Consider the following 21,699-nt stretch of genomic DNA (forward strand, 5'->3'; position numbering starts at 1 on the left):
GTTCGCCCTAGCGTATCCGCTTCCCGGCAACCCACGCATCCATGACCGTCCCTACGCTGAACTACGTATCCTGCCCGGACCCTTCCGGCAGCCACCGCATGGCCTGGTGGCAGTGGGGCAGCGCCGACGCGCCGCACGCCGTCGTGTGCGTCCACGGGCTGTCGCGGCAGGGTCGCGACTTCGACACGCTGGCGCAGGCTCTGGTCGAGCGCAGCGGGCAGGCCCTGCGCGTGGTGTGTCCCGACGTGGTCGGCCGCGGGCGCAGCGACTGGCTGGCCGATCCCATGGGCTATGGCATCCCGACCTACGTGGGCGACATGCTGCAGATGCTGCAGCAGCTGCACGCCGCCGCGCCGGTGCGCACGCTGGACTGGGTGGGCACCAGCATGGGCGGCCTGATCGGCATGGGGGTGGCGGGCACGCCCAAGCTGCCCCTTCCCGTGCCCGTGCGCCGCCTGGTCCTGAACGACGTGGGCCCGGTGATCCAGTGGGCGGCGCTGCAGCGCATCGGCACCTACCTGGGGCAGACCGGCCGCTTCGCCTCGGTGCAGGAGGCTGCGGATGCCATGTGGGCGATCTCGCAAGGATTCGGTCCGCACACGCGGGAGCAGTGGCTGGCGCTGTCGCAGGCGATGGTGAAGCCCCTGCCGGACGGCGGCTTCACCTTGCACTACGACCCGGCCATCGCCGTGCCGTTCCGGACGCTCGACGAGAAGTCCGCGGCCGCCGGCCAGGCCGCGCTGTGGCACGCCTATGACGCGATCACCGCGCGCACGCTGCTGCTGCGCGGCGCGGAATCGGACCTGCTGTCGCGCGCGACCGCCAACGAGATGATGCGGCGCGGGCCCAGGCCGGGGCTGGTCGAATTCAACGGGGTGGGCCACGCGCCCACCCTCATCGCACAAGACCAGGTGGACGCGGTGTGCGCCTTCCTCCTGGACCAGGAATCCGCGGACGATGAAAAGCCATACGGCGGAACAGGGTGACGTCGCGGTCGCGGTGCCCGACCTGGTCGCCGCGGCCGAACAGTCGCTTCCCCAGCAGGCGAACGCCCTGGCGCGCGCCCGCGCCTTCGCCGAGCCGCTGATTGCCGGCGAGACACTCGACACGGGCGAGAACACGCTCGTGCACGCCGATGCCGTCGCGGCGATCCTCAAGACCATGGGCGGCTCGGAGGCCATGCAGGCCGCGAGCTACCTCGTCTACGCCTGCGCGCACCTGAACAAGCCCGAGGAGGTGATCGCCAAGGCCTTCGGCGAGAACTATGCCGCGCTGGCGATGGAGACCAACAAGCTGGTGCGCGTGCAGCAGCAGGCCCGCGGCGCCGACAGCCTGCTCGAGGATCCGCGCGTGCAGACCGAGAACGTGCGCAAGATGCTGCTGGCGTTCTCGCGCGACCTGCGCGTGGTGATGCTGCGGCTGGCCTCGCGCCTGCAGACGCTGCGCTACTACGCCGCCACCAAGCAGGCCGTGCCGCCGGCCGTCGCGCGCGAGGCGCTGAGCATCTTCGCCCCGCTGGCCAACCGGCTGGGCATCTGGCAGCTGAAGTGGGAGATGGAAGACCTGGCTTTCCGCTTCCTGGAACCGGAGACCTACAAGAGCGTGGCCCGCTGGCTCGACGAAAAGCGCGTGGAACGCGAACACTACGTCGAGCAGCTGCGGCGGGACCTGGAGGGCGAGCTGAAGGCGCAGGGTATCGTCGCGCAGGTGCACGGCCGGCCCAAGCACATCTACAGCATCGTCAAGAAGATGCGCGGCAAGTCGCTCGACTTCGAGCAGGTGCTGGACGTGCGCGCGCTGCGCGTGATCGTGCCCGACGTGAAGGACTGCTATGCCGCGCTGGCCTGGGTGCACGCGCGCTTCTCGCCCATCATCGAGGCGTTCGACGACTACATCGCCCGGCCCAAGGCCAACGGCTACCAGTCGCTGCACACCGTGGTGCGCGACGCGGGAGGCCGGCCGATCGAGATCCAGATCCGCACGCAGGCCATGCACGAACACGCGGAGCACGGCGTGGCCGCGCACTGGGCGTACAAGGAGGCGGGGCACAAGGGCTATGCCGGCGTCAGCGCCTCCACCGTGTACGACACCAAGATCGCCGTGCTGCGGCAGCTGCTGGCGTGGGAGCGCGACCTGGCCGGCTCCGCGGAGGGCCTGTTCGAGGACCGCATCTACGTGCTGACGCCGCAGGCCTCCATCGTGGAGCTGCCGCAGGGCGCCACGCCGGTCGACTTCGCCTACAGCGTCCACACCAACCTGGGCCACCGCTGCCGCGGCGCGCGGGTGGACGGGGTCATGGTCCCGCTCAACACGCCGCTGAAGAACGGGCAGACCGTGGAGATCGTCACCGCCAAGGAAGGCGGGCCCTCGCGCGACTGGCTGAACGCGGAACTGGGCTTCCTGGCGAGCCACCGCGCGCGCGCCAAGGTGCGCGCCTGGTTCAACGAGCGGGTGCGGCACGAAACCGAAGCGCGCGGCCGCGAGCTGGTGGAACGGCTGCTCCAGCGCGAGGGCCGCACGGCGATCAAGCTGGAGGAGCTGGCCTCGCAGCTGGGGTTCAAGTCGGCCGAGGACATGTACTTCGTGGTCGGCAAGGACGAATTTTCGCTGCGCAACATCGAGGTGCTGCTGCATCCGCCGGCCGAGCAGCCCACCGAGGACGAGGTGCTGCTGGCCCGCAAGTCGCGGCCGACGCAGGCCCGGTCGCCCAAGGGCGGCGTGCTGGTGGTGGGCGTCGATTCGCTGCTGACGCAGCTGGCCAAGTGCTGCAAGCCGGCGCCGCCGGACGGCATCAGCGGCTTCGTCACGCGCGGCAAGGGCGTGAGCATCCACCGCCGCGACTGCACCAGCTTCCGCCAGCTCGCCCAGCGCAGCCCGGAGCGCGTGATCGAGGTCGAGTGGGGCCGGCCCAAGGCCGGGGGCGAGGCCGTCTACCCGGTGGACGTCTCGGTCGAGGCGTCCGACCGCCAGGGGCTGCTGCGCGACATCTCCGAAGTCTTCGCGAAGGAGAAGATGAACGTGGTCGGCGTCCAGTCGCAGACGGTCAAGGGCACGGCCTGGATGACGTTCACGGTGGAGATCGCCGACTCCCAGAAGCTGGGCAAGGTGCTGTTCGCCGTGAAGGACGTGGGCGGCGTGCGCTCGGCGCGCCGGCGCTGAGGCCATGGACCTGCTGCTGCGCAACGTGCGTCCCCTGGGCGCAGCCGCGGCCGACTTGCTGGTGCGGCGCGGCCGCATCGAGGCGATCGGCCCGACGCTGTCCGCGCCGGGCGTGCCGCAGGAAGACGGAGCCGGCGCGCTGCTGTTGCCCGGCCTGGTGGAGGCGCATGCCCATCTCGACAAGACGCTGTGGGGGCTGTCCTGGTACGTCAACGAGGTGGGCGCCCGGCTGCAGGACAAGATCGCCAACGAGCGTCGCTGGCGCAGCGAGACCGGACACGATGCCGGCAGCCAGTCGCTGCGGCTCGCGCTGGAGTACCTCGCCCGGGGCACGACCCGCCTGCGCACCCATGTGGACATCGACACCGATGCGGGCCTGCGACACCTGCACGGGGTGCTGCGCACGCGCGAACAGCTGGCGGGCCGGCTCGAGATGCAGGTGGTCGCCTTTCCGCAGTCGGGCCTCACCGTGCGTCCCGGCACCGCGGAGCTGCTGGAGGATGCGCTGCGCGAAGGCGCCGACGTCCTGGGCGGCCTCGATCCCGCCGGCATCGACGGCGACGCGCAGCGCTCGCTCGACGTGCTGTTCGCGCTCGCCCTTCGGTGTGGCAAGCCGCTGGACATCCACCTGCACGAAGCGGGCGAGGCCGGCGCCGCCACGCTCGAAGGCATCCTGGACCGCACCGGCGCGCTCGGTATGCAGGGCAGGGTGGCCATCAGCCACGGCTTCTGCCTGGGCGACGTGGACGAGCTGCGGCGCGGACAACTGCTGGAGCGGATGGCCCGGCTGCAGGTCGCCGTGATCACGACCGGCACGGCGTCGCGTCCGGTGCCACCCGTGCTGGCGTGCCGCGCTGCCGGCGTCGCGGTGGCCGGCGGCAACGATGGCATCCGCGACACGTGGACGCCCTACGGGCAACCCGACATGCTGGAGCGCGCGATGCTGATCGGCCTGCGCAACAACCTGCGCCGCGACGACGAACTGGCGATCGCCTTCGAGACCGTGACCTCCGGCGCCGCGGCCGTGTGCGGCTTTGCCGGCCATGGACTCGCGCCCGGCTGCCGGGCGGATCTCGTGCTCGTGCGCGCGCACAACGTGCAGGAGGCGGTCGTCGCGCGGCCGGTGCGGCAGCTGGTGGTCTCCGGCGGCGCCGTGGTGGCGCGGGAAGGCGTGCTCGTTTCCTCTGCTACAGGATCGGCAGCGAGCTGAACATCGGGATGCTGTTGCATCCGCCTGCGTGCCGACCGAGGACGGGGTGCCGTTGGCGCGCCAGTCGCGGCGCAGGCGCTGATGCCGCGCCGCGCGCACGCCGCGTCAGCTGCCGGCCACCTGCAGCGAATTGAAGGTCCGGCCCATGATCTCCGTGCGCATCGCCGGTTCCTGCGCGATCAGGTCGAGCCAGTCGCGCAGGAGCCCGGTGTCGGAATGGATGGCGTCGTTCAGGTCCTGCAGCGCGCCTATGCTGTCCAGCCCCCAGACGGTCCGGTATTCGAAGTCGGGAGCTGCCCCCGAGATGGAAACCGAATACGTGCCAAGGTAGGTCACGTTGCCGTCCGCCAGCGTCTCGTCGGATTCGTAGGCACCGACCGCCGTCCTGAAGGCGTCGCGGTCGTCCGGGGCGACGGTGTAGAACCACACGACCTGGAAGTTCGGCCAGGTGGCCTCGCCGGGGTCCGCGTTGCCGAAGGTGAAGCTCGCGCCGGAGCGCACTTCCGGGTCCAGCGCGCGGGCGGCCGGCGCGGCATTGGCCCTGGCGAGCTGCGCGATGCGGGAGAGTTCTTCGTCGTTCATGTTGTCGCTCCTTGGTTGATGGGGGACGGCGAGTCGCGGGAAGCTTCCACCAGCGACAGGTCGACGAGTTGCTGCAGCCCGGCCAGCACCTCGCCGCGCCGGCGTGGCGACGCCGAAACGGACCGTGCCCGCAGCACGGCGGCTTCGATTTCCGCCACGGTGCCACCGTCGCAGGCCTCGAACAACAGCCAGCTCGCGGGGTTCAAGGTGATGACGCGCGCCGGTTTCGGCCGGTACACCATGCACATGCGGATTTCCGGCATGCGGCGCACCACGAGGTCCGCCCGGCGCACCAGACGGTCAGCGCGGCAAAGAGGTGAGGTCGACGCCATGATTGAGCTCCAGGTCGAACGGATCCGGCGCGCTGAAGCGGCCGTGGAAGGCGTAGGCGGTCGAGCGGCAACCGCCGTGCGATCCCTGCGTGGCGGAGCACTTGGAGCAGCTGCCCTCGACGCGTCCGCTGCGCAGCTCCCGTCCGAGCGGGTGGTTCCAGGTCTCGAGGAAGGGCTGCTGCAGCACGTTGCCGAAGTTCACGTAGTCCCGCAGGTAGGCACAGCCGATGGAGTCGCCGAACGCATTGATGCCCGACATCTGCCAGCAGCAGTTGGCATTGCGCGGGTGCCACGACTGCATCAGGCGCAGCCCCGCCGGGGGCTGAAGCGCGGAGAGCGACTCGGTCATCTCCGGAAGCGACAGCGCCAGTTCCGTCCACTGCGCCTTCACGCCTCCGAGCGGGTACAGCCGCAGCACGCCCGCCGCGCTTGCGCCGAGCGAACCGACCAGGTCGCACCAGGCTTGCAGCTCGTGCACGTTGCGGCGGTTCAGGATGAACAGCGCGTGCGTCTCGACGCCCGCGGCCACCAGGTGCCGCACACCCGCGACCGTTCGCTCGAAGCTGCCCGGCGTGCCGGTCAAGGCATCGTGCGTCGCCGCGGTGGCGCCCCACAGGTCCACCAGCACGATGCCGACGTCGATGGCCTTCAGCCGCGCCGCCAGCGCATCGTCGATCAGCGTGCCGTGCGTGCGCACCATGGTGAACATGCGCGGCGTGTTCTCGGCCAGCAGCTCGACGAAGCCCGGCTTCAGGAACGGCTCGCCGCCCTCGATGTACAGCCACATCACGCCACTGGCTGCGAGGTCGTCGATGACGCGGCGCCAGTCCTGCGTCGACAGCTCGGGCCGCGGCTTCGGTTCCTTGCAGCGCCCATAGCACAGGCGGCAATCGAGGTTGCATTGCTCCGTGATGACCAGCGTGGTCTTCATGGGTCGTTCCAGCGGGCCCGGGTTGAGCGGACTGGGCGCTGCCGCAGCGACGAAGGTCAATCCAGGATGCATGGGGCCAGGCCTTCAGGGAAAGCGGGCCAGCACGCCTGCGGGGTTGAGGCGGCCCTGGCCGAGGACGGGGTTCCAGCCAGCGGGCTGGCCATTCAACGGCGTGGCCGCAGGCTGGCCGGCCAGTGGCTGCGCTGTCTCGACGAGCGCCTTGCGCACGTCCGCCAGCGCGGCGTTCGGGTCCTTTTCGTACACGCAGGCGATGGTCCCGGTGACGAAAGGGGCTGCCACGCTGGTTCCGGTGACACGCGCCAGGCTGCCTGCGAGGCCGTTTCCCCGACAGGAGCGGATGAGGGTCACAAAGTGCGCGGGAGCCGCCAGGTCGGGCCTGAAGACGTCACCGCGCCGGCTGGGGCCGCACGCGGACAGCTTCCAGGGCCTGAGATGGCCGGAGGCCGTGCTGTACCCGCCGACCACGATCGCGTCGGGACCGCATGACAGCGTGCCGATGGTGGAGGGGCGATCCCTGGCATCCACCGGCAGGGGGGGCTGGCCCTCCCGGGCGAGGCCCGACGGCCCCTCGTCATCGCGTTCCAGCCATGCGTGGAAGCGCACAGGCTGGCCCACTGGCGCCAGCGGATTGGCACGCGGCACCAGTTCGAGCAGCACCGTCCACTTCACCGGCGTCTTGGCCACGTCCCCGAGCTCCAGGCGAATGACGTGGCGGCCGGGGACGGCAGCTGGATTGGCCGGCGCCCGACCCATCCCCTGCGCGGGGGCTGGTTCGTCCTGTTCCCCCGGGGACTGCTGTGCAAGCGGCACGGGTGCAGGCTGGATCAGCGTTCCATTCGCATCCAGCGCCGTTCCCAGCTGGGAGCCCATCACGCTGCCCACCCACTGGCCGTTCTCCGTCAGCGGCCAATTCTCTCCCGGCTGCACGGGGCCAAACGACTGCTGATCCGGGGCAATGAGCGTGACCTGCAGCCAGGCGTCCGTCGCGTCGTACCAGATCTCCACCACGTTGCGTGTCAGGTCCTGCGGGGCCATGCGCCAATCGAAGGTGACCGGCGCGCCCGCAGCAACCTGGTCGGTGAGGTGCTGCCAGCGCAAGGCCTGCACGGAGCTGTCCGGGAGGTTGCCGGCCGCGATCACCACGGCGCGGCCGCGAGCGTCCGGACCTGCGCTTCCAGTGCGCAGGTGGGTCGCGAGGGTTCGGTCGAAATGCCCGTCGCCATCGTGCGGCCCGCTCATGGTGTTGAGGCTCAGGTTCACCACGCACGGGAGGTTGTTGCTCTCGGCCACGGCGAAGATGAAGGCGACACCTTGCAGCACATCGTCCAGGTCGAGTTCGCGGCGGCCGTCCGGCTGCACGTGCACCCGCACCTGGACGAACACGATGTCCGCATCGGGCGCGACGCCGCAAGGCTGCGCCGCAGGGTCGGCGTCCGCAGGCACGGTACGGCGACCGCCCGCTGCGACCTCCATGACGAAGGTCCCATGGGCCCCATCCGGGCCATTGGCGCTTCCCGGAGCGGCGGCCGTGTAGTGGTTGTCGTGCGGGTGGTACCCGAGCAAGCCATACGGGCCCGCAGGGTCCGGGGGGACCGTGGCCTGCCACTGCGCCAGTGACGCTTCGATGGCCGAACGGCTGAAGAACCTGCCGAAGTCGAACGCGCAGGCAACACCATTGACCGTGACCACGGGCGGTGCTCCGGGGACGGCAGTGTTTTCGTTCTGGTCCCACAGCGCGAGGATGCGCGAACGCGTTCCCCTGGCGCCGGTGCGAAAGCTGGGATGGGCGAAGTCGCAGCCGAAATCGACGATGCCGACGATCGTGTTCTGTCCGGTTTGCGTGATGCCGTAACTCTGCGGCGTGGCGGCGGATGGGGTCTGCAGCAGGCACTCCGCATGGGCGAGTTGCGGGTTGAAGCCGCCCGCCAGGCCGATCTTCCGCACGCCGAAGTTCCGCTTCCTGTCAGGCTTGCCGAACAAGGCGAGTTGCATGTCGGCGTCCGTCCAGCGGATGGAAGCGGCGCTCTCGCGCACCTCGGGATCCGGGCTGAACAGCGGCCGCAACACGCGGGCGATCACCTCGAGGTCGAATGCAACCGTCAGGCTGATTCGTTTCGCTTTCTTCAGACGGTCCCGCGTGGCCTTGCGCAGCTGGGCGAGTGCCGACTCGAGGCTGGTGCCGTGCCGCCCCGCGGGCTTGCCCGCACGCGCCGGCATGAAGCTGGACATCGGCAGTGCGATGCGGCATTCGGGGTCCGTGGTCAGGTAGCGGATCTCCGCCACCAGCGTGCGCAGCTTGCTGTTCGCGCTGGCCTCGTAGATCTGCGCAAGGATGGCGAGGAGGGATTCCAGCGGATCGTCGCCGGCGAGTTCAACATACCCGGAGAACCAGGACTCTTCCTGCGCCTGCCGCTCGGGTGCGGCTGCAATGCGTTCGACGCGCGCCGCGAAGCCGGGATCGACCGAGGGACCCATGCCCCACCGGTGGGGGGTGCTGTCAATGGACACGTGATTCCCCTCCGATTAGACTGAATCGTAGTCTCTTCACAGCCGGCCGTGCGTACCGGATGTCATCTGAAAAGGGGACTCCCCATGACGACCAGGAAGCCGCGTTCGGAAGTCCGCCGTGGATAGCGGTCCGGCTTGCCTGTCCTGCGGCGTCGATTCGCCCCGCGGCGCGAAGTTCTGCGCCGCGTGCGGAGCTCGGCTGTCCGGCGCACATGTCGAGCCGCCCCTCGAAGGAGGTGCACGGCCTTCCGTCGAACGACGCCAGCTGACGGTGATGTTCTGCGACCTGGTGGGCTCCACCCGGCTGTCGCTCGAACTCGATGCGGAGGACTTCACCGAGGCGGTCAGCGGCTACCGGGATGCCTGCGCGCGCGTCGTGCGACGCTGGCATGGCTTCATCTCGCGCTACGTCGGCGATGGCGTGCTCATCTATTTCGGCTACCCGCGGGCGGAGGCGGACGACGCACTGCGGGCCGTGGCCGCGGCCTGGGAACTGTCGCGGACCATCGCGCAACTCGAAGTCCCGCATCGCGGGGCCGGGCCGGATCGCATGCTGCGGCTGCAATCGCGCATCGGCCTGCACACGGGGCTGGTCGTCGTCGGCGACGTGATCGGGCGCGACAGCCACGAGAACGACGGAGCCCTCGGGGCGGCGCCCAACATCGCTGCGCGCCTGCAGGCCATGTGCGAGCCGGGGGAGGTGGTGATCAGCGACACCACGGCTGCGTTGCTTCCCGCGACCATCAAACTGCGCCCGCTCGATCGCAAATCGGAAAAGGCCGACTTCGGGACGGTGCACCCTTTTTGCGTGATTGACGTGCCACGCGATCCCACTCCCGGACGCAGCCTGTCCGCCAGCGGCCTGGTCGGCCGACACGGCACCCTCGAGCGATTGCGCAGCGCCCTGCGCGATGAGGCTCCCGGTCCCGTGGCGCTGTTCGTCTGGGGTGAAGCCGGCGTGGGCAAGAGCCGGCTGGTGCACGAACTGACCGGCGCGGACACGGCGCCGGTGCGCTGGCTGCGCATCACATGCAGCGGCTACGGCCGGCTGTCGCCGCTGCACCCCTTCCGCGAGTGGCTGCACGAACCCGAGGCGGGTTCGGTGGAGGCACTGGCCGTGGAAGCGGACAGCACCCCCTACGACCGCCGGCGCCGCATCTTCGACGAGCTCCAAGACACGCTGCTGGCCGGTGCGTCGCGCACCGGCCTGGTGATCGAGGACCTGCACTGGGCCGACTCGATGACGGAGGAGTTCGTCGCGGAGCTGCTGGGCACGGGGCCGGCCGCGCTGGCCGCGCTCGTGATGACCTCGCGCGAACCTCCGCACGAGCTGCTCGCCACCAGCGGCAGGCTGCACGTCGAGGCCTTGCAGCGCCTCACCCCGGGCGATGCCGCTTCGCTGGCACGTGGGATCGAGACCCCACGCCCGCTCACTGCCTACGAGCTCGCGGAGATCGTGGACCACGCCGACGGCGTGCCGCTGTTCATCGAGGAGTTCGTGCGTGCGATCACTGCCAGGGATGCGGGCGCCGACGGCATCCCGATCACGCTGCGCGATTCGCTGATGAGCGCGCTGGACACGCTGGGGACGGGGCGCACGGTGGCGCTGTGTGCATCGGTGTTCGGCCGGCGCTTCGAGTACCGGCAGCTCCAGGCACTGCTGGGGCTGGACGACGGGGAACTGGCGCCGGCCCTGGCGGCGCTGGTGCACGCGCGTGTGCTGGTGCAGGTCGGCGAGGTGCCGGCTGCGTCCTTCGAATTCCGGCACGCGCTGCTGCGTGATACGGCGTACCACACGCTGTTGAAGTCGGAGCGCGCTCGCTGGCATGCACGCGTGGCCGAACTTGCGGCCGCAGGCGTCCTTAGGATTGCGGAGTCCATGCCTGAACTGCTGGCGACCCATCACTCGCTGGGTGGCAACCGGCGCGGTGCGATCGAATACTGGTTGCGTGCGCAGGAGCGCGCGATGAGGCGTTCGGCGCACGTCGAAGCGATGGCGCATGTCCGCAGCGGGCTGGAGGACTGCCGCCAACTGGCGCAGGACGACCCCGTGGAGAGCATGCGGCTGGAGCTCGTGCTGCTGCGCCGGCTGACGGCGCCGCTCATTGCGATCTCCGGCTGGTCCACCCCGGAACTGGAGACCGTGTACGCGCGCGCCATGCAGTTGTGCGCGGCCGGACCCGCCGACGCGGCGTTCGAGCTGGAATTCGGTCTGTACAACATGCACTTGCTTCGCAGCGACCTGGGCGCTGCGGACGCGATCGCCGATCGCCTGCTGGCCGCCGCACGGAACGAACTGGCGCAGGACCGGCGCGAGATGATGTTGCTGGTTGCGCTGCGTTGCAAGGCACTGCCGGCCTTCTATGGTGGCGATCACGGGTCGGCCACCCGCTACCTGCTGGAGCTGCTTTCGCTGCACGACCCTGTGCGGCATGCCGGACACGCGCAGCGCTACGGCACCGATCCGGTGATGCTGGCGCTGTCGTATCTGGGGTGGATGGACGCCGTGCAAGGGGACGCCGCGGGCGCGCGGGCGCGCACCGACGCTGCGCTCGAACGCGCGCGTGCGGAGCGGCACGTGTTCAGCATCTGCTATGCGTCGTGCTTCGCCGCTTCGACGGCGCAGTTGTGTGGCGACGTCGAACGTGCCGCGCACCACGCCGCGGAAGCCCTGCTGATCGGAAACCGGCACAACTTCCAGTACTGGATCGCATGGGCCCAGGCCATAGAAGGATGGGTGGCCGGCCTGCAATCGCCGGAGCGGGGCGTCGCGTTGATCGACGATGCCCGCGACCGCTACCTGGCGACCGGCTCGACGCTGGCGGCGCCGTATTTCGAGGCCCTGGCCTGCAGGACCGCGCTCGCGGCCGGCCTGCCCGACGCCGAGGCGCGCGAGGCCCGATTGCTCCGGGAGGCGCTGGCGAGCGGCGTGCGGTTCTGGGAAATCGTGCTTCGACCGGCCTCGGCCCAAACGAGCGACGCCGTAGAAAAGCGACTCGCCATTTTCGGGTTAGAATCACAGGCTCAACGACAGGCGCGTAGCTCAGCTGGTTAGAGCACCACCTTGACATGGTGGGGGTCGTTGGTTCGAGTCCAATCGCGCCTACCAACACGAAGGCCTGAAAAGTCCGGTGAACCCTGGGATTTTCAGGCCTTTCTTCTTGGTCGCGTGGGTTCGCCGGGCAAGCGCCAGGGCAACTTTCGAAGACGGCCTTCGCTGCTTGCCGTCGTAGTCACTCCCCCGTGAACACGATCCGTACCTGCCCCCGGCCGAGCACGTCCGGGAGCGACGCCGGCTCATCGATGCGTCCCAGCCGCGTGTACGAGTAGGGCGAGTCGAACGTGAGATAGAAGACGACCAGCGTGTCCGCGCGCCACAACATGACGTCGCCAACGCGGATCGTTCCGGGTCGACTGTCCCTGGCCGGCAGCGCCTTCGGGAGTTTCGCGTGCTTCTCGTTGCCGTTCAGGTCCGGCATGTCCAGCGTGAGCGGCAAGCGGGCCGCGAACACGCGGGCCGCGTCGTTGTCAGCGAGGGTGATCGAAAAGCGGCGTTCACCGACCGCCATCCAGATACGTCGTTGGCCTGGGGTGTTCGCCTCGGGACCGGCCGCAGGCCCGGGCGGAACGGCGTAGGCGTGCATCAGGCTCATGCAAAGTGCCGCGGCGGCAACGGATTTGATCTTCATGGCCTCGCTCCTCGTGTTTCGCCGACCTACCACGGCTGGTTGGCCGGCCCCACCGTGAACTCGTTGACCGTCGTGTCTTCGGGCAGGTCGATGGCGAATGCCACGACATCGGCGATCCGGTCCGCGCTGATGCCGTATTGCCGGTAAAGGGCGTGCATGCTGTCGGCCGACGCTTGGTGACTGATGGTGTTCAGCAACTCGGTGTTGATCGCCGCCGGATAGATCGTGGCCGTCCGGATATTCGTTCCCTCCATTGCCGACTCCATGCGCAGGACCTCCATGAAGTCGCGCACGAACCACTTGGTGCCGCCGTACACCGCACCGCCGGGATAGGCCTTCAGGCCTGCCACGGACGAGGTCGCGATCACGTGCCCCGACTTCTGTGCGATGAACGAGGGCAGGACGGCTGCGACGCTGTTGAGAACTCCCTTGACGTTGACGTCGACCATGCGATGCCAGTCGTCCGTCTTCATCGCCGAGAGGGGAGAGCTGGGCATGAGGCCGGCGTTCAGGAACATGACATCGACGCGCCCGAAGGTCTTCTTGGCCAGCTTCACGATGTCATCGTTGTCGGACTGCCGGGTCACGTCGAGCTCGCGGTAAGCGGCCTGGCCGCCCGCCCTCTCGATGTCGTCCGAGATCTGTTTCAGTTCCTTTTCTCGGCGCGCGCCGAGGACGACCTTCGCGCCCCGGGCCGCGAGCAGCCTTGCAGTGGCCGCGCCTATGCCCGATGACGCTCCCGTGATGATGACGACCTTGTCCTTGATCATGCCTTTCCTCCGCAATAGTGTTCGTCCGACACGGGTTCCAGCCACTCCACGGCCTTCCCGTCCAGCGCCTCCTGGACGGCGATGTGCGTCATGGCCGTCGTCGACGTTGCGCCATGCCAGTGCTTGTGGTTCGGCGGGCACCAGATCACGTCGCCGGCACGGATCTCGACCCTTTCTTCGCCTTCGCACTGCGTCCAGCCGCATCCCGCCGTGACGATCAGTGTCTGGCCGAGCGGGTGCGTGTGCCAGTTGGTGCGCGCCCCCGGCTCGAAGGTCACGGCGGCGCACGATTGGCGGGCAGGGGCCGGCGGGTTGCTCAATGGGTCGAGGCGGACGCTGCCGGTGAACCACTCGGCGGGACCCGTGGTGGACGGTTGCGATCCTGCGCGTTTCAGTTCCATGTTGGTTCCTTCCAATCACGAATGCCTACTTCAGGTTCTGGCTGAAGAAGGCTTCCAGCCTGTCGAAGGGAATCTTCTCCAGGTTGTCATACAGGTCGACGTGGTCCGCGCCCGGAACGATCACGAGTTCCTTCGGAGCGGACGCGACCTGGTAGACGTCTTCCGAGTAGTAGCGGGAATGGGCATTCGCGCCGGCCACCAGCATGATCGGCCGCGACGCGATCATGGCGATGTTCGCAGCCAGCGGGAACTCGAAGAACGACATCGGTGTCGTGGCTGTCCACGCCGTGGTGGAGTTGATCGCCCGCGGATGGAAGCCGCGGGGCGTGCGGTAGTAGTTGAAGAAGGCGGCCAGCACCGGATCGGGATCGGCCGGCAGCTTTTCGGGCAGCACGCGGTTGCCCTTCAGCAGCCGGCCCTTGGCGTCGAAGGGCACTTCGTGGAAGCCCAGCGCGAACGTCCCCTTCTCGGCATCGACCCAGCGCTGCTGGCTCAGGTAGTCGATCACCCTGTGGCGCTGTTCGAGCGTATAGCCGTCCTTGTAGCTTCGACTCATGCTGCGGGACATGTCGTACATCGAAGCCGTGGCCACCGCCTTGATCCGTGAATCGGCGGTGGCGGCCGTCAGGGCCATGCCGCTCAGGCCGCAGATCGCCATGGCGCCGATGCGCTCGCGATCCACGTCGGGCAAGAGGCCGAGGTGATCGACCGCGGCGCTGAAGTCCTCGGCGTGGATGTCCGGCGACGCCACGTTGCGCACCTGGCCGCCGCTCTCGCCGGTGAACGACGAATCGAAGGCCAGCGTGACGAAGCCGCGTTCCGCGAACGTCTGGGCGTAAAGCCCGGACGATTGCTCCTTCACCGCGCCGAAGGGGCCGCTGAGCACCAGGGCCGGCAGCTTGCCGGGGCCGGTGTTCCTCGGTCGGTACAGGTCACCGGCCAGGACGATCCCGAACCGGTTCCTGAACGTCACCTTGCGGTGGATCACGCGGTCGCTTTGCGGGAACACCTTGTCCCATCGCCTGGTCAGTTCCATGCTTCCTCCGCTTGAACGTTTCTGCTGGCCTGCGAGTGCGGGCGTGCCCGCCATGGCGGCCGTTCCGAGAGCCAGGGCGCCTTGCAGCGTGCGCCGGCGCGAGTTCGAGAATTCCATGTGCGTTCCTTTCGATTGGTTGTTCACGCTCCGCGGCGACTGCGGCGCGCGGTCGCCAGCGCCAGGGCCGCCGCTGACACCAGCAGCAGCGCGCTGAAGCCGAAGGTGCTGGCGTAGCCGCTGGCATCGAAGAGCAGTCCACCGACCGTCGAGCCCAGTGCGATGGCCAGCTGGATCACGGCCACCATCAGCCCGCCGCCTGCTTCGGCGCTTTCCGGCAGCGTCGTCGTCAGCCAACTCCACCAGCCGACCGGCGCGGCCGTGGCGAGCAGTCCCCACGCGGCCAGCAGGCCGACGACGGCGGCAGCCAGTCCACCGAAAAGAACCAGCGCCACGGCCACGGCGGCCATCGCGAGCGGGATGGCGATCAAGGTGTGGTACAGGTTCCGGGAGAGGAACCAGCCGATGACCGTTGTGCCAATGAAGCCCGCCACGCCGATCGCGAGCAGTACCAGGGATAGGGTCGAGGCGTCGACGTTCGTCGTCCCTTCCAGGAAGGGGCGGACGTAGGTGAAGAGCGCGAACTGCCCCATGAAGAAGAGGCTGATCGCCGTCATCCCCAGCAGCACCAGCGGATCCCCCAGCAGGCGCAGCACATTGCGGGATCCGGGAGCAGGTGCGCCCGCGGGCATCGACGGGAGGCTGGCCCACTGCCAGGCGAAGGCGAGCGCCGCGACGGGCACGAGGCCGAAGAAGGCACCACGCCACCCGACCAGCGACCCGATGAAGCTGCCCAGCGGAGCGGCGATCACCGTGGCGAGGGCATTGCCTCCGTTGACGATCGCCAGCGCTCGCGGCACCTTGGGCCCGGGCACCAGCCGGATGGCGGTCGCGGCGGACATGGACCAGAAGCCGCCGACGGACACGCCAATGAGCATTCGGCCCATCATGTACGTCGCCAGGCCCTGCGCCGAAGCGATCAGGGCGCCGGACGCGGCCAAGAAGGCGGTCATCCACAGCAGGATGGACTTGCGATCGATCCGCCGGGCCAGCGCCGGAAGTCCGAGGCTCGTCAACACCGCGAAGACACCGGAGACGGCGATCCCCTGGCCGGCCACGCCCTCGCTGACGCGCAGGTCCGCCGCGATCGGCGTCAGCAGGCTGACCGGCATGAACTCCGATGCGATGAGCGCGAACACGCACAGCGCCATGGCGAAGACGCCGCTCCAGGGGCTCGGCTGCTCGTCCGTGGCAGGACTGTGGAACTCGGGGGGTAGGGTCGATGCCGCTTCGGTCATGCCATCAACTATGGCGACGACCCGCGCGCGTGACTAGATAATGAATCCTGAATGCATTTAGAAGGCGCGCTAATGGATCGGAGGACGCAGGCTTGGCCAGGAGAAACCTGAACGATCTACTGGGGTTCGTGACCGTCGCGCGGGAGGGCAGCTTCACGCGCGCCGCGGCGACCCTGGGCGTGACGCAATCCGCGTTGAGCCAGTCGATCCGCGGCCTGGAGGAGCGGCTGCAGATCCGCCTGTTGACGCGGACGACACGCAGCGTGTCGACCACGGCGGCCGGGGAGCGCCTGATGCGGGCCATCGGCCAGCGCTTCGACGAGATCGAATCCGAGCTGGATGCCTTGACCGAGCTGCGGGACAAGCCTGCCGGCACGGTGCGCATCACGTGCGGCGACCACGTGCTGCAAAGCATCCTTCTGCCCAGGCTCGCCCCCTTGTTGCGGGACTACCCGGACATCACGGTGGAGTTCGACGTGAACTACGGGTTCCGCGACATCGTGGCCGACCGCTTCGATGCCGGCGTGCGCATGGGCAGCACCATCGACAAGGACATGATCGCCGTCGCGATCGGGCCATCATTGCGCCTCGCGGTGGTCGCATCTCCCGGCTATTTCGCGGCCCACCCGGCGCCGAAGGTGCCCCGGGACCTGACGGAGCATCGTTGCATCAACCAGCGCATGTTGACCTCGGGCGGCCTGTACGTCTGGGACTTCGAGCGGCGCGGCCGCAAGGTCAACGTGCGCGTGGACGGCCCCCTCATCTTCAACACCTCGCCCCCGCAGGTGGACGCGGCGCTCGCTGGCTTGGGCGTCGCCCTGCTGCCCGAAGACGAGGTGATGTCCCATGTCAGCGCCGGGCGGCTGGTGCGCGTGCTGGAGGACTGGTGCCCGAAGTTTGCCGGGTACCACCTTTACTACCCGAGCCGACGGCAGCCTTCTCCGGCGTTCTCGCTGGTCGTGGAAGCCTTGCGGTTTCGCGGGTGAGGTGATCGCGGTGAGGGCTGCACGCTGATACGAGCCCTCGGGGAACCATTTTGGGGAAATTGAAGGGGCGCGCAGGGCATCGAGGGGGCGCCGCCTCGCCGGCTCCTCCAATAAGGCTTGTGTTTGCTGAGGCCACTTTTGGTTCGAGTCCAATCGCGCCGACCAATCCCGCAGGCCCGGAACCCCATCCACGTTGGGTTCCGGGCCTTTTCCATTGCGTGGCGGGAACGCGCGCCCCCGGCCCAAGGCTGGCGGCGCCTCAGGCTTCCGGGCTCTTTCCTTTCCGCGCTGCGGCCCGGCAGGCGCCGCCGGCATGGGACCTAGGTCCAATGCGCACCAGCAGCGAGTGCCCGAATAATGTCCACTGGACTGCCCGGGCTTTTTCCGTCCGCGAGCGCCGTCCGTTCCATCGATATCGGCCCAACCGGAGGTTGCATGCAACGACGCAAACTACTCTTCATCGCTCCTGCGCTCGTCGCAGTGGGAGCCCGTGTCCACGCTCAGGGCGACAAGGCCGCCAAGCAGAAGGAAGTCAAGGTGAAGGCCATGCAGGCCCTCGACGACTTCTACAAGGCCGACCCCAAGCTCAAGGACGCCGTTGCCACGGCGCCGGGTTTTGCGGTCTTCACGACCTATGGCCTGAGCTTTGGCCTGGGCGGAGCCGGCGGCAAGGGCGTTGCCCGTGACGCCGCATCGGCCAAGGAGACCTACATGAGCATCGCGCAGGCCAGCGCGGGCCTGCAACTCGGCGCTTCCGACACCCGGTACCTTTTCATCTTCAACTCGCCGAAGGACCTGACCGAGTTCATCGACAAGGGCTGGGATGCATCGGCCGGCGCGTCCGCGGGTGCTGGTGCCGGCAGCAAGGACGCCAACGCCAAGGCAGGCGCCGGAACCTTCACGGGCGGGAAGATGTACGCCCTGACCAAGACCGGCCTGCAGGTCGGCGTCGCGGTGTCCGGCATGAAGGCCTGGAAGGACGACGACCTGAACTAGGGCGGCTGCGCCGGCGAAGCGTCGGCCGCTCCTGGTGTCCTGCTGTCGAGCGAATTCGCGCCCAGCGCCTTTGCTCGAGGACACCCGTGGCGCTGCCGCGGCGCCCGCACCACTGGCGCGCGCTCCCTCCAAGGAATAGGATTTCTGTCCCATTCCAAGGGGGATCGCCATGGACCATTCGTTCGATCACGCCCACGCCCTGCAACCGGTGGCCGAGCCGCAGGTGAACCAGGTGGCCTGGGGGGCGCCCTTCCATTGGCTGCGCTTGGGCGCGCGCGACCTGCGGGGCAGCCTGCGTCCCAGCCTGGCGGTGGGGGCCGCCGTGGCGGCGGCCGGATGGCTGCTGATGGCGGCGAGCTGGAAGGTCGCCTACCTCGCGCCGGCGCTGCTCGGCGRCTTCCTGTATGTCGCGCCCTTCGCCGCCATCGCGATCTACGGATACTCGCGCCAGCTCGAGCGCGGCGACATCCTCGACCCGGCCGAAGCGCGTCGCGCCTGGCGCGCCAACGCGCAATCCATCGCGCTGTTCGGGCTGATGCTCGCGGTGGCCGTGATCTTCTGGGAGCGGGTGGCCGCGATCGTGTTCGCCGCGTTCTATCGCGGCGAGCCGCTGCAGTTCTCCAGCCTGTTCATGACGTTGCTGTTTTCCGGGGCGCATGTCCCGCTGCTGCTCGCCCTGGGCAGTGCGGCGCTGCTGATCGCCGCGGTCGTGTTCGCCCTCAGCGTGGTCACCGCGCCGCTGCTGCTGGATCGGCCGGTCGACGTCATCACCGCGGCCATCACCAGCGTGCGCTGCTGCCTGCGCAACCCCGCGGCGATGCTGCTGTGGGCGGCGCTGATCGCGGTCATCACCTGGGTCGGCCTGGCCACCTTCATGCTGGGCCTGGTCGTGGTCTTCCCGTGGCTCGCGCATGCCAGCTGGCACGCCTATCGCGCACTGGTCGCGCCGGAGGGCTGACCCCCCGCATCCGGAGGAGCCAGCTGCGCTGGCCTGCGGCGAATCTGGGAACGCGCCGCAGCCCGCCTCATAGTTCGATATACTTCGAACTATGGAAGAAAAACAGGCCGTCGCGTCCCTGGCTGCCCTGGCCCAGCCAAGCCGCCTGCGGGTGTTCCGCGCGCTCGTCGGCGCTGGGCCCGAAGGCATGAACCCCGGCGCGCTCGGGCTCATGCTGGACGTCGCGCCCTCCACGCTGTCGTTCCACCTGAAGGAGCTGACGCATGCCGGCCTGGTGCAGCAGGAGCGGGACGGACGCAACCTGATCTATCGCGCTGCCCTGGAGCAGATGGGCGCCCTGATGGATTACCTGACCGCCCATTGCTGTCTCGGCGCCGGTTGCGAGGAGATCACCTCGCCTGCCTGCAAGAACTGCTGATTCCCCCGCCCCGGAGAACCCCGATGAAGCGTTTCCATGTCCACCTGCACGTCGACGATCTCGACCGGAACATCGCGTTCTACAGCAAGCTGTTCGCCAGCGACCCGGCCCGGCGCGAGGCCGATTACGCCAAATGGATGCTGCAGGATCCGCCGGTGAACTTCGCCATCTCCAGCCGCGGCCATGCGGTGGGGATCGACCACCTGGGAATCCAGGCCGACAGTGCCGAGGAACTGGACGTCCTGAAGGCGCGCGCCGCGGCCGCCGACCTAGCGCTGCGCGACGAAGGCGAGACCACCTGCTGCTACGCCCGCAGCGAGAAGCACTGGATCAGCGACCCGCAGGGCGTCGCCTGGGAGCACTTCCACACGCTGGGCGACATTCCCCTGTTCAACGAGCAGGCGCCGGAGCCGGCAACGATGGCCGGCGAGGCGCCCGCCTGCTGCGCGCCGCGCCAGCCCACCGGCCAGCCCGTCGGCGTTCCGGTCCGGGCCGGATCCTCCTGCTGCTAGGGTCGCCGCGTCGCCGGCAGTCGCCCGGCAAGTCGGGGGCGCGACCCGGGGGACCGCCTCGCCTTCCAGAATGCCCGCCGCGCCAGCCGTACTGCCTGACATGACCACGAACGTCCTGATCCTCTGCACCCACAACTCCGCGCGCAGCGTCCTGTCCGAGGGCATGCTGAACCACTGGGCCGGCCAGCTTGGCAAGGACGTCCGGGCTTTCAGCGCCGGCAGCGCACCCAGCGGCCGCATCAACCCGCATGCGCTGCAAGCGCTGGCCGAAGCCGGGGTGGACGGCTCCGGCTTCCGCAGCAAGAGCTGGGACGAGTTCACTGCGCCCGGCGCTCCGGAGATGCGCATCGTGATCACCGTCTGCGACAGTGCCGCCGCCGAGCCGTGCCCGTACTGGCCCGGCAGCCCGGTGCGGGTGCACTGGGGCTACCCGGACCCCTCCAACGCTCCGGAGAGCGAGAAGAAGAAAGCCTTCGAGCTGACCCGCCAGGCGATTGCCTACCGCATGCTGCAGCTGCTGCGGCTTCCCCTGGATTCCATGGGAGACGCCGACCTCCAGAAGGCGCTGGCCGCCATCTCCGCGAGCTGACATGAGCACCTCCCAACTCGCGCGCACCACCGCGCCGCAGGCGCCTGCCGCCATCGGCTTCTTCGAGCGCTACCTCACGGTGTGGGTGGCGCTGTGCATCGTCGCCGGAGTGCTGCTGGGACAGGTGCTGCCCGGCTTCTTCCACGCGGTTGCGGCGCTCGAAGTCGCCAAGGTCAACATCCCCGTGGGCATCCTCATCTGGGTGATGATCATCCCGATGCTGCTGAAGATCGACTTCGCGGCACTCGGGCAGGTGAAGTCCCATGTCCGCGGCATCGGTGTCACGCTGTTCATCAACTGGGCGGTCAAGCCGTTCTCGATGGCGCTGCTCGGGTGGATCTTCATCCGCCACGTGTTCGCGCCCTGGCTTCCCGCGGAGCAGATCGACAGCTACATCGCCGGCCTGATCCTGCTGGCGGCGGCACCCTGCACGGCCATGGTGTTCGTCTGGAGCCAGCTGTGCAAGGGTGATCCGTACTTCACGCTGTCGCAAGTGGCCCTGAACGACGCGATCATGGTCGTCGCGTTCGCGCCCATCGTGGCGCTGCTGCTCGGGCTGTCCTCCATCACGGTGCCCTGGGACACGCTGCTCACCTCGGTGGCGCTGTACATCGTGGTGCCGGTGATCGTGGCGCAGCTTTGGCGCAGGTCGCTGCTGGCCAAGGGGGCGACGCACTTCGCGGCGGTGGCCGGCAAGCTCGGGCCGTACTCAATCTCGGCACTGCTGCTGACCCTGGTGCTGCTGTTCGCCTTCCAGGGCAAGGCGATCCTGGACCAGCCGCTGGTGATCGCGCTGCTCGCGGTGCCGATCCTGATCCAGGTGGTCCTGAACTCGGGGCTGGCCTACTGGCTGAACCGGCGGATGGGGGTCCGGCATTGCGTCGCCGGCCCGTCGGCGCTGATCGGCGCCAGCAACTTCTTCGAGCTGGCGGTCGCGACTGCGATCAGCCTGTTCGGGTTCCAGTCCGGAGCCGCGCTCGCCACCGTGGTCGGCGTGCTGATCGAAGTGCCGGTCATGCTGGCCGTCGTCGCGATCGTGAATCGCTCGCAAGGCTGGTACGAGTCCGGCCTGAGAGCGGGGCCGCGCGCCTCCTGAGGCTGGCCCGTCCCCCAGGGGCGCTTTCGACCCCGACGAGCGGGCAACCACGGCGCGGGGAATCCCTCGCATTGGCCCAAAGGCCAGTTGCCGGCGCAAGGCAAAGCAAGCACATTGGCGCAGCCCGGCCTGGTGGAGGAGGGCGCCGGC

20 protein-coding genes and 1 tRNA gene are annotated in these 21,699 nt (G+C 68.8%); 12 read left to right on the plus strand and 9 right to left on the minus strand.

Features of this window, described 5'->3' with window-relative positions; genetic code table 11:
- The first annotated feature begins 41 nt into the window (after positions 1 to 41).
- The 3 genes from AC1DSA_RS16230 to AC1DSA_RS16240 are packed head-to-tail and all read left to right on the plus strand — an operon-like array spanning position 42 to position 4,369.
- Positions 42 to 986, plus strand: a complete 945-nt coding sequence (locus AC1DSA_RS16230; protein ID WP_477890985.1) for an alpha/beta fold hydrolase — start codon at positions 42 to 44, stop codon at positions 984 to 986.
- Positions 958 to 3,159 (plus strand): RelA/SpoT family protein, encoded by a 2,202-nt coding sequence (locus AC1DSA_RS16235; protein ID WP_477890987.1) that lies wholly within the window; start codon positions 958 to 960, stop codon positions 3,157 to 3,159. The genes AC1DSA_RS16230 and AC1DSA_RS16235 overlap by 29 nt, the downstream gene beginning before the upstream one ends.
- A 4-nt stretch (positions 3,160 to 3,163) precedes the next feature.
- Positions 3,164 to 4,369 (plus strand): amidohydrolase family protein, encoded by a 1,206-nt coding sequence (locus AC1DSA_RS16240; RefSeq protein WP_477890989.1) that lies wholly within the window; start codon positions 3,164 to 3,166, stop codon positions 4,367 to 4,369.
- A gap of 105 nt (positions 4,370 to 4,474) precedes the next feature.
- Here the strand turns inward: AC1DSA_RS16240 and AC1DSA_RS16245 are convergent, their stop codons facing one another.
- The 4 genes from AC1DSA_RS16245 to AC1DSA_RS16260 form a co-directional block, all read right to left on the minus strand.
- Positions 4,475 to 4,951, minus strand: a complete 477-nt coding sequence (locus tag AC1DSA_RS16245; protein WP_477890991.1) for a hypothetical protein — start codon at positions 4,949 to 4,951, stop codon at positions 4,475 to 4,477.
- Complete coding sequence (locus tag AC1DSA_RS16250; RefSeq protein ID WP_477890993.1) at positions 4,948 to 5,283, minus strand: PqqD family peptide modification chaperone; 336 nt, start codon at positions 5,281 to 5,283, stop codon at positions 4,948 to 4,950. The genes AC1DSA_RS16245 and AC1DSA_RS16250 overlap by 4 nt, the downstream gene beginning before the upstream one ends.
- Positions 5,252 to 6,214, minus strand: coding sequence for a radical SAM protein (locus AC1DSA_RS16255; protein WP_477890995.1), 963 nt, complete (start codon positions 6,212 to 6,214; stop codon positions 5,252 to 5,254). The genes AC1DSA_RS16250 and AC1DSA_RS16255 overlap by 32 nt, the downstream gene beginning before the upstream one ends.
- Before the next feature lie 84 nt (positions 6,215 to 6,298).
- Positions 6,299 to 8,743: a S8 family serine peptidase gene (locus tag AC1DSA_RS16260; RefSeq protein WP_477890997.1), complete on the minus strand. Its 2,445-nt coding sequence runs from the start codon at positions 8,741 to 8,743 to the stop codon at positions 6,299 to 6,301.
- A gap of 271 nt (positions 8,744 to 9,014) precedes the next feature.
- On the opposite strand from AC1DSA_RS16260, the gene AC1DSA_RS16265 reads away from it, so the two are divergent.
- Both AC1DSA_RS16265 and AC1DSA_RS16270 read left to right on the plus strand, forming a co-directional pair.
- The gene (locus AC1DSA_RS16265) at positions 9,015 to 11,798 is read left to right on the plus strand and encodes an ATP-binding protein (RefSeq protein ID WP_477891119.1); all 2,784 of its coding nucleotides are present in this window, start codon (positions 9,015 to 9,017) and stop codon (positions 11,796 to 11,798) included.
- A tRNA-Val gene (locus tag AC1DSA_RS16270) sits at positions 11,776 to 11,852 on the plus strand. Before AC1DSA_RS16265 ends, AC1DSA_RS16270 begins: the two co-directional genes overlap by 23 nt.
- A 124-nt stretch (positions 11,853 to 11,976) precedes the next feature.
- On the opposite strand, the gene AC1DSA_RS16275 is transcribed toward AC1DSA_RS16270, so the two are convergent.
- Genes AC1DSA_RS16275 through AC1DSA_RS16295 form a run of 5 tightly spaced genes read right to left on the minus strand, consistent with a single transcriptional unit; the run spans position 11,977 to position 15,994 of the window.
- Positions 11,977 to 12,432 (minus strand): cyclophilin-like fold protein, encoded by a 456-nt coding sequence (locus tag AC1DSA_RS16275; RefSeq protein ID WP_477890999.1) that lies wholly within the window; start codon positions 12,430 to 12,432, stop codon positions 11,977 to 11,979.
- Positions 12,433 to 12,458: 26 nt separating this feature from the next.
- A complete protein-coding gene (locus AC1DSA_RS16280) occupies positions 12,459 to 13,202 on the minus strand; it encodes an SDR family oxidoreductase (RefSeq protein ID WP_477891001.1) in 744 nt (247 codons plus the stop codon).
- Positions 13,199 to 13,603: a (R)-mandelonitrile lyase gene (locus tag AC1DSA_RS16285; protein WP_477891003.1), complete on the minus strand. Its 405-nt coding sequence runs from the start codon at positions 13,601 to 13,603 to the stop codon at positions 13,199 to 13,201. Before AC1DSA_RS16285 ends, AC1DSA_RS16280 begins: the two co-directional genes overlap by 4 nt.
- A 25-nt stretch (positions 13,604 to 13,628) precedes the next feature.
- Positions 13,629 to 14,756, minus strand: coding sequence for an alpha/beta hydrolase (locus AC1DSA_RS16290; RefSeq protein WP_477891005.1), 1,128 nt, complete (start codon positions 14,754 to 14,756; stop codon positions 13,629 to 13,631).
- A 23-nt stretch (positions 14,757 to 14,779) separates the two neighbouring features.
- Positions 14,780 to 15,994, minus strand: coding sequence for an MFS transporter (locus AC1DSA_RS16295; RefSeq protein ID WP_477891007.1), 1,215 nt, complete (start codon positions 15,992 to 15,994; stop codon positions 14,780 to 14,782).
- Between the two features lie 92 nt (positions 15,995 to 16,086).
- Here AC1DSA_RS16295 and AC1DSA_RS16300 point away from each other — a divergent pair, with 92 nt between their 5' ends.
- From AC1DSA_RS16300 to arsB, 7 genes are all read left to right on the plus strand, one after another.
- On the plus strand, positions 16,087 to 16,980 hold the full coding sequence (locus tag AC1DSA_RS16300) for a LysR family transcriptional regulator (RefSeq protein ID WP_477891009.1): 894 nt from the start codon (positions 16,087 to 16,089) through the stop codon (positions 16,978 to 16,980).
- A 435-nt stretch (positions 16,981 to 17,415) separates the two neighbouring features.
- The gene (locus AC1DSA_RS16305; protein ID WP_477891011.1) at positions 17,416 to 17,976 is read left to right on the plus strand and encodes a YSC84-related protein; all 561 of its coding nucleotides are present in this window, start codon (positions 17,416 to 17,418) and stop codon (positions 17,974 to 17,976) included.
- Positions 17,977 to 18,145: 169 nt separating this feature from the next.
- Positions 18,146 to 18,934, plus strand: a complete 789-nt coding sequence (locus AC1DSA_RS16310) for a DUF2189 domain-containing protein (protein ID WP_477891013.1) — start codon at positions 18,146 to 18,148, stop codon at positions 18,932 to 18,934.
- Between the two features lie 91 nt (positions 18,935 to 19,025).
- A complete protein-coding gene (locus AC1DSA_RS16315) occupies positions 19,026 to 19,352 on the plus strand; it encodes an ArsR/SmtB family transcription factor (protein WP_477891015.1) in 327 nt (108 codons plus the stop codon).
- Positions 19,353 to 19,375: 23 nt separating this feature from the next.
- Entirely contained in the window at positions 19,376 to 19,864 is a 489-nt protein-coding gene (locus AC1DSA_RS16320) for an ArsI/CadI family heavy metal resistance metalloenzyme (RefSeq protein WP_477891017.1), read from the plus strand.
- A gap of 100 nt (positions 19,865 to 19,964) precedes the next feature.
- The gene (locus AC1DSA_RS16325) at positions 19,965 to 20,453 is read left to right on the plus strand and encodes an arsenate reductase ArsC (RefSeq protein WP_477891019.1); all 489 of its coding nucleotides are present in this window, start codon (positions 19,965 to 19,967) and stop codon (positions 20,451 to 20,453) included.
- Between the two features lies 1 nt (position 20,454).
- Positions 20,455 to 21,549, plus strand: coding sequence for an ACR3 family arsenite efflux transporter (gene arsB, locus AC1DSA_RS16330; protein ID WP_477891021.1), 1,095 nt, complete (start codon positions 20,455 to 20,457; stop codon positions 21,547 to 21,549).
- The last annotated feature ends 150 nt before the right edge of the window (positions 21,550 to 21,699 follow it).

The sequence above is a fragment of the Ramlibacter sp. P4_H7 genome, assembly GCF_056400765.1.